This is a genomic window from Hymenobacter sp. BRD128 (assembly GCF_013256625.1).
GTDB lineage: Bacteria > Bacteroidota > Bacteroidia > Cytophagales > Hymenobacteraceae > Hymenobacter.
Genome location: NZ_CP053908.1, coordinates 4,364,986 through 4,380,831, shown reverse-complemented (window position 1 = coordinate 4,380,831; position 15,846 = coordinate 4,364,986). Strand labels below are relative to the sequence as shown.

General features: G+C 66.3%; 11 protein-coding genes and 1 pseudogene. 5 read left to right on the top strand and 7 right to left on the bottom strand.

Going from position 1 to position 15,846, the window contains the following annotated elements:
- Position 1: 1 nt before the first annotated feature.
- Complete coding sequence (locus GKZ68_RS19420; protein ID WP_173117717.1) at positions 2–205, bottom strand: hypothetical protein; 204 nt, start codon at positions 203–205, stop codon at positions 2–4.
- Between the two features lie 203 nt (positions 206–408).
- On the opposite strand from GKZ68_RS19420, the gene GKZ68_RS19415 reads away from it, so the two are divergent.
- On the top strand, positions 409–2,076 hold the full coding sequence (locus GKZ68_RS19415; RefSeq protein WP_173117715.1) for an MFS transporter: 1,668 nt from the start codon (positions 409–411) through the stop codon (positions 2,074–2,076).
- A 6-nt stretch (positions 2,077–2,082) separates the two neighbouring features.
- Here GKZ68_RS19415 and GKZ68_RS22255 read toward each other — a convergent pair whose 3' ends face one another.
- Positions 2,083–3,822: a gliding motility-associated C-terminal domain-containing protein gene (locus GKZ68_RS22255; protein WP_254244073.1), complete on the bottom strand. Its 1,740-nt coding sequence runs from the start codon at positions 3,820–3,822 to the stop codon at positions 2,083–2,085.
- Positions 3,823–4,033: 211 nt separating this feature from the next.
- On the opposite strand from GKZ68_RS22255, the gene GKZ68_RS19405 reads away from it, so the two are divergent.
- Together GKZ68_RS19405 and GKZ68_RS19400 are read left to right on the top strand one after the other, a co-directional pair.
- Complete coding sequence (locus tag GKZ68_RS19405; protein WP_173117712.1) at positions 4,034–5,134, top strand: glycosyl hydrolase 53 family protein; 1,101 nt, start codon at positions 4,034–4,036, stop codon at positions 5,132–5,134.
- A 121-nt stretch (positions 5,135–5,255) separates the two neighbouring features.
- Positions 5,256–5,510: a hypothetical protein gene (locus GKZ68_RS19400; protein ID WP_173117711.1), complete on the top strand. Its 255-nt coding sequence runs from the start codon at positions 5,256–5,258 to the stop codon at positions 5,508–5,510.
- A gap of 81 nt (positions 5,511–5,591) precedes the next feature.
- Here the strand turns inward: GKZ68_RS19400 and GKZ68_RS19395 are convergent, their stop codons facing one another.
- Positions 5,592–6,887, bottom strand: a complete 1,296-nt coding sequence (locus GKZ68_RS19395; RefSeq protein ID WP_173117709.1) for a YgcG family protein — start codon at positions 6,885–6,887, stop codon at positions 5,592–5,594.
- Between the two features lie 312 nt (positions 6,888–7,199).
- On the opposite strand from GKZ68_RS19395, the gene GKZ68_RS19390 reads away from it, so the two are divergent.
- A complete protein-coding gene (locus GKZ68_RS19390) occupies positions 7,200–8,264 on the top strand; it encodes an acyl-CoA desaturase (protein ID WP_173117707.1) in 1,065 nt (354 codons plus the stop codon).
- Between the two features lie 89 nt (positions 8,265–8,353).
- Here GKZ68_RS19390 and GKZ68_RS19385 read toward each other — a convergent pair whose 3' ends face one another.
- Entirely contained in the window at positions 8,354–9,796 is a 1,443-nt protein-coding gene (locus GKZ68_RS19385; RefSeq protein WP_173117705.1) for an amidohydrolase family protein, read from the bottom strand.
- Between the two features lie 105 nt (positions 9,797–9,901).
- Between GKZ68_RS19385 and eat the strand changes: the two are divergent.
- Positions 9,902–11,190, top strand: a pseudogene (gene eat / locus GKZ68_RS19380) (ethanolamine permease).
- Here eat and GKZ68_RS19375 read toward each other — a convergent pair.
- The 3 genes from GKZ68_RS19375 to GKZ68_RS19365 form a co-directional block, all read right to left on the bottom strand.
- Positions 11,187–13,355: a DUF748 domain-containing protein gene (locus tag GKZ68_RS19375; RefSeq protein ID WP_173117703.1), complete on the bottom strand. Its 2,169-nt coding sequence runs from the start codon at positions 13,353–13,355 to the stop codon at positions 11,187–11,189. The pseudogene eat and the gene GKZ68_RS19375 sit on opposite strands and share 4 nt — an antisense overlap.
- A 105-nt stretch (positions 13,356–13,460) precedes the next feature.
- Positions 13,461–14,234, bottom strand: coding sequence for an ethanolamine ammonia-lyase subunit EutC (gene eutC, locus GKZ68_RS19370; RefSeq protein ID WP_173117701.1), 774 nt, complete (start codon positions 14,232–14,234; stop codon positions 13,461–13,463).
- A 190-nt stretch (positions 14,235–14,424) separates the two neighbouring features.
- The gene (locus tag GKZ68_RS19365) at positions 14,425–15,813 is read right to left on the bottom strand and encodes an ethanolamine ammonia-lyase subunit EutB (protein WP_173117699.1); all 1,389 of its coding nucleotides are present in this window, start codon (positions 15,811–15,813) and stop codon (positions 14,425–14,427) included.
- Between the last annotated feature and the right edge of the window lie 33 nt (positions 15,814–15,846).

The window sequence follows — 15,846 nt, the reverse complement described above, 5'->3', positions numbered from 1 at the left end:
TTTATGGGTCGTATTCGAGCACGCGGAACGTGCCGGGCACGATGCCGGGGCGCGGACGCGGGGGCCGGTGGGGATGGGGGGGATGGGGGCGCCGATGGGCTTTGAGCGTCTTCAGGTCGAAGACGAACGGTGGGCAGCAGGCGATAAGGGGCCGTTTGGGCTTGGGCAGGGCATTTTTCACGGAGTTAGAAACAAGACCAGGCACGCGGCTAGGGTGAGGCGCAATGCGGTAAAGAAGCTGGCGGCGGCCAGCGTGGAAGTGCCCGGCCAAAGCAGGCAGCCGACAATACATTTCAGAACCTTGGTAGTGGCGGGGGTAGCGCAACGCTTTTGCTTTACGGCCGCGCCAGCCGCTTCAATCCCCGAGCGGCCAACTTTCGTAGGGCTAGGCTACTCAGCTCTGCGCGCATGACCCCTACGCCTTCCCTACCCCTAGCCGAACCCCGGCCCGGCCTGCGCACACCGTTTACTTACAGCTTGTTTCGGGCCATCTGGATTGCCGCGCTGGTGAGCAACGTGGGCACCTGGATGCAAAACGTGGCCGGCGTGTGGCTCGTGACCACGCTCACCACCTCGGCCCTGCTCGTGGCCCTGATGCAGACGGCCACCAGCCTGCCGGCTTTTTTGCTGAGTATGCCGGCCGGGGCCATCGGCGACCTCATCGACCGGCGCAAGCTGCTGCTCTTCACGCAGGGCTTTATGGCGGTGGTAGCGCTGGGGCTGGGGGTGTTCACGCTCACGGGCGCGGCCACGGCCATCGACGTGCTGGGCTTCACGTTTTTGCTGGGCATGGGCTCGGCCCTGAACAGCCCCATCTGGCAAACGGTGACGACCGAGCTGGTGCCCCGGCCGGTGCTGCCCTTCGCCATCACCCTCAATGGGGTGAGCAACAACATTGCCCGGGCCATCGGGCCGGCGCTGGGCGGACTCATCATTGCCTACTACTCGCCGGGCTGGGTGTTTGTGCTGAACGGCATTTCTTTCGTGGGCACCTGGGTCGTCATTTATACCTGGCGGCGCGAGGTGCAGAGCGACGGCGGCCCGGCCGAAAATTTTTCGGGCGCGCTGCGGGCGGGCATTCGCTACGTGCAGTACTCGCCGCCCATCGTGGCGGTGCTGGTGCGCACGTTTGCCTTCTCGTTTGGGGCCAGCGCCATGTGGGCGCTGCTGAGCGTGGTGGTAGCGCGGCGGCTGCACTTGCAGTCGGGCTCCTACGCCGTAATGCTGTCGTGGCTAGGGGCGGGCGCAGTATCGGGGGCGTTTTTGATTGGCAAAATCGGCCACCGGCTCAACCTCAACCGCCGGGTGCTGCTGGGCTCGCTCGTGTTTGTGGGCACCAACCTGAGCCTGGCCCTGGTGCCGGGCGAGTACTGGCTGTTTCCGGTGATGTTCTTGTCCGGCACGGCCTGGCTCATTACCATGACGAGCTTCAGCACCAGCGTGCAGCTGCACGTGCCCAAGTGGGTGCAGGCGCGGGTGGTAAGCATCTACATGCTGGTTTTTCAGGCCGGCATGAGCCTGGGCAGCATCATGTGGGGCGAGCTGGCCGACCGCGCCAACCTCACGCTGGCCCTGCTGGTGGCAGCCGGCTGGATGCTGGCTAGCCTGGCGCTGGCCCTGCCCTTCCCCATGCACCAGCCCGAGGGCCTCGACTTCAGCCCCGCTGAGCCGTGGAGCGACCAGCTGCCGGCATTGGAAGAAGAAATCGACCCCGACGACGGCCCTGTGGTGGTGATGATAGACTACGACGTGGCCCCGGCCGACCACGCGGCCTTCCGGCTGGCGGCCCAGCAGCTTACCCGCCTGCGCCTGCGCGACGGCGCGCTGCGGGCCGGCGTATTTACCGATGTGGCCCAGCCGGCGCGCATCACCGAGTTTTTTTACGTGGCTACCTGGGCCGAGCACGAGCGCCAGCACCACCGCTTCACCCGCGACGACCAGCAGGTGGAGGCCGAAGTACGGCGCTTTCACCGGGGCAGCGAGCCGCCGCGCGTGACGCACTTTCTGGCCTTCCCGCGCACGGCCAACGTGGAGGTAGCCGCCCCGCCGCTGCAAGTGGCCGGCAGCGGGCAGTAGCGGAAGCTAGCGGACTACTTCAAGCCAGCCCGTGTAGGCCCGGCCGCCGGTGGGCTGCCACAACCGGTAGTAGTAAGTACCGGCAGGCAGGCCCGGCGCAGTCCAGTCCTGCGCGTAGGCTAGCGAACGGTACACCTCTTGGCCCCAGCGATTATAGACAACGAGGGCCCACTCCATATTTACGAGGCCGGCTATTTTGAGCTGGTCATTCTGTCCATCGCCATTAGGTGTAATGATATTAGGCACTGATAGCTCAATGGGCGCCGGCGGGGGTGTAGGTTTTGGAGCCGGGGTAGGGGTTGGCGCGGGCACAGGAACCGGGGCCGGCGCGGAAGTTGGTGCGGTAGCGCAGGAAAAGCTGTCTGGGGTTGAGGGCGTGGTCAAATCACCCAATCGTGCCACAAAAAGCTGGCCGTTGGTGCTGGCAAACAGGGTAGAGACAAAGCTGGCTGTTTCGGCAAATGTGCCGGCCAGATAAATATCCTGGCTGGCCGTAACAGCAATTTGGGGCCCGTAGGCGCTGCCGCAGGCCCCTTCGCGCTGCACCCTCAACGCGCGGCCCTGGGGGTCGTATTTGGCGACAAATATATTTTTTTTACCCCCCGACACGGTCAACTGCAGGCCGCTGCCCCAGGTAGTGAGCGTGGAGCTGAATACCCCGGCCACGTAGCTATTGCCGGCTTGGTCGAGGGCCACGCTGGTGCCGTAGTTGGTATTGGTAGCGCCTATCTGGCTAGCCCAGAGAACTTGGCCGTTCGGGTCGTGCTTCACCAAAAAGCCCGCAAAGCCCGCCACCTGAAATACCGCTGTGCCAAACACGGCTGGTTGCCCCGGCACGCCCCCCAGCTGCCCCGTGGTAAAACTATTGCCCTGGTTATCGACGGCGAGGTCAAGGGCAGTAGCAGTGCCGGGACCGCCCTCGCTTTTGGCCCATAAAAAATCGCCCGCCGGGCTGCACTTTGCCAGCAAAATCTGCTGGGTGCCATTTTGAGCCTGCAGCGTGGTAGTGCCAAAGGTGGCCGTGAGGCCGAAGCTGCCCGCCAGGTAGAGGTTGCCCGCCGCATCCAGGGCCACCGCGCTAGCCCGGCTGTATCCGCCCTTACCCCCGCCCTGCCGCAGCCACTGCGGGCTGCCTTGGCTATTGAATTTGGCCAAAAACACGTTTTCGCTGCTTTCACTGGCTACCGGGCCGGTGCCCAGGTTGCCCTGCCCGCTCAGGTAGCCCGTTACATAGGCATTGGCCGCCGCATCAAGGGCTAGCCCCATACTCACGAATTTGCTGCCGGGCGCGCTGCCACCTTGCCGCACCCACAAAAGCTGGCCCTGGGGGTTGTACTTGACCAGCACCATGTCTTGAGTGCCTTGGCTAGTGAGCGTAACGCTCCCAAATACGCCGCTGCCGCTGAAATCGCCCAGCGCGTAGACATTGCCATCCGCATCAGTAGCCACCCGGCTAAAGTACATGGCCGGCGTGGCCTGCGCCCACAAGACAGCACCCTGGGCATCGTACTTAGCAATGAAAGCCGAGAGGCCCGACGGGTTGCCCGGACCGCTAGCGTTCACTTTGTTAAGGGTAAGCCCTCCGAAGCGGGCCGAACTGGTAAAGAAGCCCACTACGTAGGCATTGCCGCTACCATCGCGGGCTAGGCCATTCAGCTGCTCTAGTTGCGCACCACCTCCTGCCTGCCGGGCCCAGCGGTTTTGTGCTAGCGCCGGGCCCAGGTGCCCCAGCAGCAGTAGGAACAATGCTGCTTTTATAGAAAATGTTAACCGTGTAAAAATTCCCATAGCCAACTACTCACTAAAAATTGGGTGAAATTAAGGTGATTTGACTTATCGCATGGCGCTCAATAATTTTCCGCGCACGGCCAACGTGGAGGTGGCCGCCCCGCCGCTGCAAGTGGCCGGCAGCGGGCAGTAGCGGGCGGCGTTGCGGCTTCGTTTCCTTACTTTGCTTATGAAATTTCCCTTTTTCGCGCCCTGGCGCTCGGCGCTGGTGCTCGGCCTGGTCTGCGGCACCCTGCTTCTGGCTAGCCCCTCAGCCGCGGCCCAAACCTTTGCCAAGGGCGCCGACGTGGGTTGGCTCCAGCAGATGGAGGCTACCGGCTACGTGTTTTATAACGAGCAGGGCCAGGCTCAGGACTGCTTCGCCATCCTGAAAGCGCAGGGCATCAACTCGATACGCCTGCGGGTATTCGTCAACCCGTCCGACGACAAGGCCAGCGGCCACTGCAGCCCGGCCGAGGTGGTGGCGATGGCCAAGCGCGCCGCCGGCCTGGGCTTCCGGGTGATGATAGACTTTCACTACAGCGACACCTGGGCCGACCCCGGCAAACAGGCCAAGCCCGCCGCCTGGGCCAGCCACCCGTTTGCGCAGCTGCTGACTGATGTGTACGACCACACGTTTAACACGCTCACGGCCTTGAAAGCCAGCGGCGTAACGCCCGAGTGGGTGCAGGTCGGCAACGAGATACCGGGCGGCCTGCTCTGGCCCGAGGGCAGTACCAAAAATTTTCCGCAGCTTACCCAGCTCATCACCAAAGGCTACGAGGCGGTGAAGGCCGTGAGCCCCGGCACCAAGGTTATCGTGCACCTCGACCGCGGCAACGACAACGCGCTATACCGCGATTTCTTCGATAAGCTCACGGCCAACGGCGGGAAGTTCGACGTCGTCGGCATGTCGTATTACCCCTACTGGCTCAAGCAGGATTACACCGCCTCCATCGCCAACCTGCGCGCCAACCTGCTCGACATGGTGAGCCGCTATCCCGGCAAGGAAGTGGTAGTGGCCGAAGTCGGCAACGACTACACCGCCGTGCAAAACACCTATGCCATGCTCGTGGCCGTGCAGCAAGCCGTGCGCGCCGTGCCCCAGGGCAAGGGCTTGGGCGTATTCTACTGGGAGCCCGAGGGCGCCAAAAGCTGGAGCGGCTACCAGCTCAGCGCCTGGGGCGACGATGGCAGGCCCTCGCCCGCGCTCAAGGCCTTTCTGGCCGCGCCCCAGCCACAACCCGCGCCTGGCCAGCCGGCCAAAGCCGCTAAAAAACCAGTGAAATAACCCGCCGAAGCAAGCCCGGCCGCCGCGCCCCAAACCAAGAGGCGGGCGGCCTACGTAGGAGACGAGCATTGCCCGTAGCGTACTGCCTGCACGTTGGCCCGATTTTTCCTGGCTGCATTTTATGACCCGACTTATTATTCTCTTAGTGGCGGCCCTGCTAGCCCTGGCCGATGGCAGCCCGGCGCTGGCCCGCCCCCGGCCCGGCCACCACCGCCCGCGCTACACTTCCTATAAGCACCGCGGCGATGCCCGCAAGCGCTGGCGCCGCATGGGCGTGCTGGGCCGCTGGCGCTACCACCGCCGCTACCGCAAGGCCCACCCTCGGCGCGGCGTCATCCGGGTAGGCCGGCCGCAGGGCACCATGCCTAAGCACTAGGGGCTAGCCCCTTAAGCAAGAACCGCCGTCCGGTTCCGGGCGGCGGTTCTTGGTGTGCCTCAACGTAGTGAGCTGGCTAGCCTACCACGAGCCGCTGTTGTCATTGGTATCGTCGAAGCCGCCGCCGCCGGTGTCGCCCGAAGAAGTATCGTCATACGACGAGTTATCGGACGAGAAGTAGTCGCCCGAGGAACTGCCCGACGCGTTGTTATCCGAGAAGTAGTCGTTATTGCTGCTAAACGAGTCGTTATCCGTGCTCGCCGCACCGCCGCGCCCGGCAAAATAATCGTCGGCCGCGCCGGTGCCGGCGGCCCCGGCGCCCGCATTGCCCACGCTGCCCGTGTCGAAGTGCTGCGGCGCACTGCCCGACTCATGGCTACCACCGAGGCGGTTGCCCAGGTAGGCGCCGGCTGCGGCCGCCGCGCCGGTGGCCAGGATGCCGCCCATGCCGCTGCCGCCGCTGGTAGTGTTTTGGTTGGGGTAGCCCCCGCCGTAGCCGGGGCCGGGAGTACCGCCCTGGTTAGGATAAAAATTCGGCTGATTGGGCTGGTTAGGCTGGGGGGCACCGCCACCGCTGGGGTAGAAGTTGGGCGAGCCGTTGTTGGCAGCCGCGCTACGGCCCCGGAACAGCCGGATGACAAACCACAGAATGCCACCGATTATCAGTGCCCCGATGAGCAGCGTGCCCATGCCAAGGCCGGGCGATGGCGCCGGGGCCGACACGTCGCTTTGCTGCGCGCCGGCTGGGTCGCTCGGCTGCGTCTGCGACTGCATGGCCGAGGCCGTGCGGCCGGTATTATCGGTCAGCTCGCCGCTGGTGGCGGCCGCGGCGGCGCCCGTCGAAGCAGCCGCCGTGGTGGCCGTTTTCCTGCGCATGTCGGTGCTGGGATTGGCCGTGGCAAGCAGGTCATCGAGGCCCGTGCGCAGGCCCTGAAAGTAGTTATTCTGCTTAAAAGCCGGCGTCATCTCGCCGATAATGCGGCTAGTAACGGCGGGCGTAATCACGCTGGCCAGGCCCGAGCCGGGCTGGATGGTCACTTTGTGCTCCTGCGACGCGACGAGCACCACCACGCCGTTGTTTTTGTCACGCTGGCCCACGCCCCAGGCCGTGCCCAGCGCCCGGCCGTAGTCGGCTACCGAGCGGCCGCCCAGGCTGGGCACCGTCACCACCACTACTTGGGCGCCGGTTTTTTCGGCGTAGCTGCGCAGGCCGTTTTCGAGTTTTTTGGCATCGCCCGCGCTCAGCAGGCTAGCCTTATCCGTAACGAAGGTGAAGGGTACCGGGCGGGCGGGCAGGCCGCTATCGGTTTGGGCCAATGCGGGTCGGCCGAGCCCCGCCCCGACAAACAGCAGGGCTAGTAGAAGAAAGCGATACATGGCAGGGAAGGGAAAAGCGTGAAAGAACTTACCGGCCTTTTACGGCGCGGGCGGCCGGGCGGCTGCCCCGGCCCGGGCACAACATTCGGGTATTCTTGGCCTGCGTTGCACTTCCGGGCCCGCGCTGCCGTTAGAAGCCCAGCCGCAATGGCCGGCGGGGCAGTCCGCAGGCGCGGTTATTGCGTAGCTTTCCCCAAATCCGTTTTTGGCTTGTGCAAGGTGCAGAAGCCCGCTGTAGTTGCCCACCGGCGATGCGGCCCCGCACTCAGCGGCCCGCTTCGTAGCAGGTATTCAGCTGGTTTTCTTATCCTTATGCTTCTCCCCCGCTTCGCACCCCCGCGCTCGTTCCACGCCGAACTCAAGCGCCGCACGGCCGACTACTTCGCCACCACGGGCAAGGCCCAGACCGGCAACTCGGCTCTGCTTGGCAAGGCCCTGCTGCTGGTGGGCACTTTTATCGCCCTCTACGTGCACCTGGTTTTTTTCACGCCGCCCACGGCCTGGGCGCTGGCCGAGTGCGTGGCCACGGGCACGGTGCTGGCCCTCATTGGCTTCAACGTGATGCACGACGGGGCGCACGGCAGCTTCAGCCGTTACGGCTGGCTCAATAAGGTGGCGGCCTTTACGCTCAACGTGCTGGGCGGCAGCAGCTACATGTGGGATGCCAAGCACAATACCGTGCACCACATGTACACCAACATCGACGGCGTGGACGATGACCTCGACATCCGGCCCTGGATGCGCCTCACGCCCGACCAGCCGCGCCACCGCGCCCACCGCTTTCAGCACCTCTACTTCGGAGTGTTTTACAGCCTGCTCTACATCTCCTGGATTTTCTTCACCGACTACCAGAAGTACTTCAGCCGCCGCATCGGCAGCGTGGCCCTCAAGCCCATGAGCACCAACGACCACCTTATTTTCTGGGGTTTTAAAATCTTGAATCTGGGCCTCTACGTGGCCCTGCCCATCTACCTGGTTGGGTTTGCGAGCTGGCTAGGGGGCTTCCTGCTGGCTGGCGCCGTGGCGGGCTTCGTGCTCAGCATCGTGTTTCAGCTGGCCCATACCGTGGAGCAGGCCGCCTTTCCGGTGCCCCACGCAACGACCCGCAAGTTGGAAGACGAGTGGGCCATTCACCAGCTGCGCACCACCGCCAACTTTGCCACCGACAACCGCCTGATTAGCTGGCTAGTGGGCGGGCTCAATTTTCAGGTCGAGCACCATCTGTTCCCGAAAATCTCGCACGTGCACTACCCCAAGCTGAGCAAAATCATCCGCGAAACCTGCGCCGAGTTCAACCTCCCCTACCAGGAATACCCCAAAATGCGCTACGCCGTGGCCTCGCACGTGGCCTTTTTGCGCCAGATGGGCCGGGCGTAGGGAGCCAGCAATTTTACGTAGCGCGGACTTGGTAGCCCGCGTCCCAAGCCAGCTGTTACGGCCCGGGGACGCGGACTACCAAGCTCGCGCTACTTGTTTTTAATAGCCGCCAGCATTTTCTTCAGGTCGGCGCGCGCGTACACTTTGCCGCGCGCCACCACGGCCGCGATTTTGCGGGTGTTCGTGATGTCGGCCAGGGGGTTGGCGGTTAATAAGACTAAGTCGGCGTCTTTGCCCTCGGCGATGGTGCCGCTGCGGCCCGCCACCCCTAGCCAGGTGGCGCCGTTGATAGTGGCCGCCCGCAGGGCCTGGGCGGGCGTGAGGCCGGCTTTTACCAGCAGCGCCAGCTCGTCTTGCAGCGACGCGCCGGGGTAGGTGAAGGAGTTGAACGCCCCGCTGTCGGAGCCGGCCAGGATGGGCACGCCGGCCGCCTGCATTTGCGGCACCAGGGCCATAAACTTGGCTTCGAGCTTTTGGGTGAAGGCGCGGCTGGCGGCAGACTGCTGCTTGGCGCTGGCCAGGCGCTTGGTGTAGGTGCGCTGGATTTTGGGGTCGATGTAGGCGCGCAGGGTATCCTGGGCGTGGTCGTTGTCGGTCAGCTCGGCCAGGGTCTTGCCGATGGCCAGCGTGGGCGTGGCCGACGTGTGGTGGCTAGCCATGAGCCGGAAAATGCGCTGCGCCGCCGCCGGGCTATAGGTGTCGTACACGGCCGGCAGCATGGCAAACAGGCCAAGCGGCTTGCTCGTGCTCAGGCTGTTGCGCACCAGCGCCGTGAGGCTGTCCTCCTTGCCCGAACAGGCTTTGAAGACATAATACAGGTGCTCGGTGCCATCGAGACCGCGGTTCACGGCCTCGCCTAGCGTCACCGAATACGGCATGTGGCCGGTGGTTTTCAGGCCCCGCTGTTCAGCTTGGCTGATGGTTTCGAGGTAGGCCTCGCCCGAGATTTTGCTGTCGTAAATCTTGACGAAGTCCACCCGCAGCTTTTGCAGCGAGTCGAGGGCGTGGCGCACGTCAGCGGGCGTCACAACTTCGAGCGAGCCGGGCCAGGTGGCGCCGGGGCCGTCAATCTTGGGGCCCGAGGTAAAGATGCGCGGGCCGGCCAGGGTGCCGGCGTCCTCCTCGCGCCGCCACTGAAAAACGGTGGGCGTGAGGTCGCCGCCCGCGTCGCGCACCGTCGTGATGCCGTGGGCCAGGTACAGCGTGAGGCTTTTTTTGTTGGCCGCCGCCAGGCTGTCGCCCCCGCGAAAGTGCACGTGCATGTCCCAGAGGCCCGGGATGAGGAAGCGGCCGGTACCGTCCACCGTTCGGCGGGCCTGGTAGTGGGCCTGCGCGGCGGGGCCAACCTGCTTGATTTTGCCGCCGGCCACGGCCACCGACTGGTCGGGCCGCAGCTGGCCGCTCACCACATCCACCACATTCACGTGGCTGATAACGAGGTCGTAGGTTTCGGCCGGGGCGGCGGGGCGGCGGGCTACGCTGGCCAGCAGGGCAGCCACGGGCAAGGCAAATAGGAAGCGGGTAGCTTTCATAAATAGTGGCACGACAAGGAGCTGCCTGTAAAAGTAAGTGCCGCGGTGAGCGGCGCAACTCCGCCGGCCGCGGCTACCTTGGGGCGGCAACCACCCCTTCCCGGCATGAACGACCCCGCTACGCCCGCCACCCTGAAGCCCACGCTCGGCCCCGTGCAGCTCTGGGCCATCGCGGTCGGGCTGGTTATTTCGGGCGAGTACTTTGGCTGGAACTACGGCTGGGCGGCGGCCGGGCCGGTGGGCTTCTTGATAGCCACGCTGCTCGTGACGGTGCTCTACGTCACGTTCGTGCTCAGCTTCACGGAGCTGACGACGGCCATTCCGCAGGCGGGCGGGCCGTTTGCCTACGCCTCGCGGGCTTTGGGGCCGCTGGGGGGCTAGCGGCCGGCTACGCCACGCTGGTCGAGTTTCTGCTGACGCCGCCGGCCATCGCCTTTGCGCTGGGCAGCTACGCGCATTTTTTATGGGGGGCGCTGCCGGTGCAGGGCACGGCGCTGGGTTGCTACGTGGCGTTTACGCTGGTTAATCTGCTGGGCATTAAGGAGTCGGCCAATTTTGCTTTGGTGGTAACGATTTTGGCGGTGGCCGAGCTGCTGGTATTTATGGGGCTGCTGGCGCCGCACTTTCGGCTGGCCAACTTTCTGGCCCACCCGGTGCCGGTGCGGGCGGCGGGCGTGCTGGCGGCGCTGCCGTTTGCCATCTGGTTTTACCTGGCCATCGAGGGCGTGGCGCTGGTGGCCGAAGACGTGAAAGAACCTCGGCGCACCATTCCGCGCGGCTATGGCTACGGGCTGGGCACGCTGCTGGTGCTGGCCCTGGGCGTGCTGGTGCTCACCGGCGGCGCCACCGACTGGCGCGCCCTCAGCCACCTCGACTACCCGCTGCCCGAGGCCCTGCGCCGGGTGCTGGGCCCGGCCAGCCCCTGGACCAAGCTCTTTGCCAGCATCGGGCTGTTTGGGCTGGTGGCGTCGTTTCACGGCACCATCATTGGGTATTCGCGGCAGCTGTTTGCGCTGGCGCGGGCCGGCTACCTGCCCGCCGCGCTGGCCCGCCTCAATGGCCGGGGCGCACCGCACTGGGCGCTGGTGGCGGGCGCCGGGGTGGGCGGGCTAGCCATCGTCACGGGCACTACCGACCGGGTCATTACCCTGGCCGTGCTCGGGGCAGTGGTACTATACGCCCTCAGCCTGCTGAGTCTGTTTGCGCTGCGCCGCCGCGAGCCGGGACTGGCGCGGCCGTTTCGGGTGCCGGGCTACCCGCTGGTGCCGCTCGTGGCGCTGGCGCTCACGCTGTTGAGCCTGGGCACCATCGTTTATTATAATCCGGTTTTAAGCCTGGCTTTTGCGGCGGGCCTGGCCCTGGTGCTGGCGGCGTATCGGGCGCGGGGGCGTTAGTTTTTGCCTTCGCTCAGCTTTTGGGCAAGCGGCTGAGGCACGCCGGCGCTGTTGAGCAGGCCGCTCACCAAGGCCTGGCGCCAGAGCACGAACACGGCCGCGTGCAGGTCGCGGCGGCTGCGCAGGCGGCCGGGGGCTAGCCGGCCGTTGGCGCGCGGGTTGTTGTTGCGAATGAAAAGTGCATTGGCCGCGCCGGTCTCGATTTTCGTCAGCAAGTTGGTTTTCAATACCTCCCCCTTGCTTTTCAACACTTTCAATTTCAAGTCTGAATACTCGGCCCACATGGTGCCGTCGGCCTGCTGCAAGTCGGCGCGTAGGTCGAAGCGCATGGTGCGCAGCTGGCCGCTGCTAAACTCAAACAGCCGCGTGGGCCCAATCATGGGGTTGAGAATGGCGAAGGGCGCGGCCCCAAACGTACCCGTGACCTGGTGCCGCTCCAGGGGGTCGAGCAGCGGAATGCGCAGCTGCAAGGCTAGCGGGCACTGGCCTTGCAGCCGGGCCGTGGCCTCGCCGGTGAGTGGGTGGGCGGCCGTCATGCGGCGCGGGTCGTTGCTGAGGTTATGCAGCGTGCCGCTGAGGCCATCGAGCGTAATGTGGCCCACGATGGGGCTGCGCGGGCTGCGGTAGGGCAGGCTCACGTTGGCCCCCAGCACCCGCACTTCCTGCACGGTTGTCAGCAGCGGCACCTTGCGCACGGCCAGCGGCGTGAAAATGGACGGCTGGCTGGGCAGCGGCGCCCGGCCATCGCTGGCAATTTCGATGGTGGGCCGCTCGGCCACCAGCGTGCGGGCCACCAGCTCGTGCTGCCGCGCCAGCCGGCCAAAATCGAGTCCCAGCAGCCGCAGCGCCGGCAGCCGCACGGCCAGGTGCACCGATTGCTCGCCCTTGCGCCGGTCCTGCTCGGCGGCCGAGAACGTGGGCTGAATGGCTAGCCCCAGCAGGCTTGCCGTCTGGCGCCGGGTGTCGAGGCGCAGCCCGGCCGCCGCCAGGTGAAAAAATGGCGCATCAAAAACGGCCGTGATGCGGCCCGTGGAGGCTAGCCAGGCCCGGGCGTAGGCCACGCGGCGCGGGTCGCGGGTGGCAGCGGCATCCAACCGCAATGCCTTGCCTTCCAGATTTATATCCCGAATAACTGGCATTAGCGCGCCGCTCGTGGTTTGAATTTCGGCGTGGCGCAGGCGCAGGCTAGCCAGGTCGGCGCGGCGCAGGTAGGGGGCCAGCAGCGCGGGCAGCGGCCGGGCCGGTGCGCCGGGCGGCGGGCCCTGCACCAGCAGCTTATCGAGGGTCAGCGAGTCGGCCCGAAAGCGGCGCTGATGCAGCGCGGCGGCCGTGTGCCAGCCCGCCAGGCGCAGGCGCGGCAGCCAGATATGCGTCGGCACCGCGCCCGCCGTGAGCACCCGCAGCGAATCGAGCCCTAGCCGGCCGCCGGCCAGCTGCGCGTGGGCCAGCTGGCCCACGTAGCCCCGGGCGCGAACGGCCGCACCGCGCACCTGGCCCGCTAGGCGGACGGCGTAGGCGGTGCGGCTGGTATCGGCGGCCCCGGCGGCACTTAGCAGCACATCGTGGGCCAGCAGGTCGGCGCGGGTAATGGCGGCCCGTGTGGCGGGGCCATCGGCGTAGCGGGCGCGCACCCGGCGCAGCGCCAGCAAGCCGAGGCGCAGGCCGGCCAGGCGCCGGGGCAGGCGCGCGTACAGCGGCTGCTTATCAGCCAGCATTGCCGGGGGCAGGCCGGCCGGCAAGCTCAGCCCGACATCGGCCAGCACCAGGCTATCGAGGGGCACCACGCCACCGCGCAGCAGCGCCAGCACCCCTAGCCCGCTGAGCCGGACGCTGCCCACGGCCAAGCTAAGGTGCGGCAACGCGGCCGGCCAGCGGCCCCGCCACTGCGGGTTGTCGCGCAGCTGCAGCTGGCTCACTTCCAGGCCGCGGCGCCACAGCCGCGTGCGTAGCGACCCAAGGCGCAGCTCGTAGGCGCTGTGGCTCTGCTGGTGCACCTGCCGCTCCAGGGTGCGGCGCAGCCAGGGGTCGAGCAGCAGCGTGAGGGCTAGCCCCACTGCTACCACCACTACGCCCACAAGCACCAGCCCCCAGCCCCAGCGCCAGGCGCGGCCAGAACCGGTAGCAACAGAACGAACACTGGCGGCCGGCGGGGCTAAGCTAGACATTGAGCAGGCATTAATCAGCCCGCTAACGGCAACGCGGCCCAGGGAGCCGAAGATGCTGGCAGAATTTTTAGTATTTCTTAAAAGGCAGGCGCTTATGCCCCGCCCCTACTCCGTCAGCAGGCCCGACTCGTCCTTCAGGCCCACGCCCGAGAGCTGCCGCCGCAGCGCCTCGCGGAGCAGAAAAAACAGCTTATCCGAAGCCGCCGCGTAGCCCAGCCCCGCGGGCCGGATGTTGGACACGCAGTTGCGCGCCTCGTCGGTGAGGCCGGGCCGGGGGCCGTACGTGAAATATGCGCCCAGGCTGTCGGGCGCGCTCAGCCCCGGCCGCTCGCCGATGAGCACCAGCACCAGCCGGGCGCGCAGCAGTTGGCCTATCTCATCGCCGAGCGCCACCCGCGCCTGCCCGGCCAGCACCAGCGGGGCTAGCCGAAAGCCCGCTTTTTGCAAGTCGGGCACCAGCCGGCGCAGCAGCGGCAGCGCGTGCGTATTGAGGGCGGTGGCCGACAAGCCATCGGCCAGCACCACGGCCACGTCGCACTCGCCCGCCGCCTGGCTGGCTAGCGCAGCGCGGGCGGCCTCGGCTAGCTGCCGGCCCAGGTCGGGGCGCTGCAAGTACTGCTGGCGCGTGGCCGCCCGGCTCTGCACTTGCAGGGCGGACAAGCCCATTTCCGCTAGCTCCTTCACTATCTGGTCGCTGGCTAAGGCTGAATATACGGCGTCGCGGGCGTGGGCGTGGGCTAGCCGGAAGGCCAGCGCCTCGCGCACCGGCACGCTGGTGCCGGTGCGCCCCAGCGCAATGCGCGCCGCCGTGAAAGCGCGCAGGCCAGCCCAGGGGTCGGGCTCGGGAGCGGCAGCAGGCAGTGCAGGTAAATTGCTCATTTGTAAGAAGTCTTACTTATTCTCTTATAAACGTGTGACGGCTTCGATGGCGCGGGGCGCTGCCCCGTGCCGACTACTCTGCCGGCCTCTGGCCGGCATTCGTTAAACGGACTCCCTTTGCCCTTGCGCCCGTAGGCCAGAGGCCTGCCAATAGCCGGCACGGGGCAGGGCCCCGCGCCATCGACGTTAATCAAAGACCCAGTGCCGCCGGCAGCTGCCCCGGCAGCCGCGCCGCCGTGGCCGGCAGCTGCCGACCCTGGTCATCAAAAATGCCCTGCTGGGCTAGCCAGGCGGCGAACTCGGGCGCGGGCTGCAGGCCCAGCACCTGGCGCAGGTACAGGGCGTCGTGAAAGGAAGTAGACTGGTAGCCGAGCATAATATCATCGGCCCCCGGCACGCCCATGATGAAGTTGCAGCCCGCCACGCCCAGCAGCGTCAGCAGGGTGTCCATGTCGTCCTGGTCGGCCTCGGCGTGGTTGGTGTAGCACACATCCACGCCCATCGGCAGGCCCAGCAACTTGGCGCAAAAGTGGTCTTCGAGCGCGGCGCGGATAATCTGCTTGCCATCGTATAAATACTCGGGGCCGATGAAGCCGACCACCGAATTGACGAGCAGCGGCCGGAAGCGCCGGGCCACGGCGTAGGCCCGCGCCTCGCAGGTTTGCTGGTCGAGGCCGTGGTGGGCATTGGCCGAAAGCGCGCTGCCCTGGCCGGTTTCGAAGTACATGACGTTATCGCCCAGCGTGCCCCGGCCCAGGGCCAGCGTGGCCGCGTGGGCTTCCTGCAATAAGCTGAGGCTGATGCCAAAGCTCTTGTTGGCCGCCTCGGTGCCGGCGATGGACTGAAACGTGATATCGACCGGCGCGCCCTGCCCGATGAGGGCTAGCGTAGTCGTGACGTGGCACAGCACGCAGCTCTGGGTCGGAATGGCGTATTGCTGGCGCACACCGTCGAGCATATGCAGCAAGTCACTCACGGCCCGCAGGTTATCGGTGGCGGGGTTGATGCCCAGCACCGCGTCGCCGCTACCGTAGAGCAGGCCATCGACGAGGCTGGCGGCGATGCCGCGCGGGTCGTCGGTGGGGTGGTTGGGCTGCAGGCGCGTGGCCAGGTGCCCGCGCAGGCCCAGCGTGTTGCGAAACCGCGTGATGACTTCCACGCGCCGGGCCACGGCAATCAACTCCTGGTTGCGTAGCAGCTTGCTCACGGCGGCCACCATCTCGGGCGTGAGGCCGGGGGCCAGCGCGGCCAGGGTCGCGGCATCGGCCGCGTCCGACACGAGCCAGTCGCGCAGCTCGCCCACCGTGAAGTGGGCGATGGGCGCGAAGGCCGCTGCGTTGTGCGTGTCGATAATGAGGCGCGTCACCTCATCGTGCTCATAGGGCACCAGCATTTCGCTCAGAAACTGGCGCAGCGGCACATCGGCCAGGGCATACTGGGCGGCCACGCGCTCCTCGTAGGTGGCGGCGGCCACGCCGGCCAGCTCATCGCCCGCGCGCGGGGGCGAGGCCCGCGCCAGCAGCGTCTTCAGGTCGGCAAACTGGTAGGTGCGGGGGCCGATAAGGTGGCGGTAAGACATGGCGCGGAGACGGGCTGGCCTGTGAGCAAGATA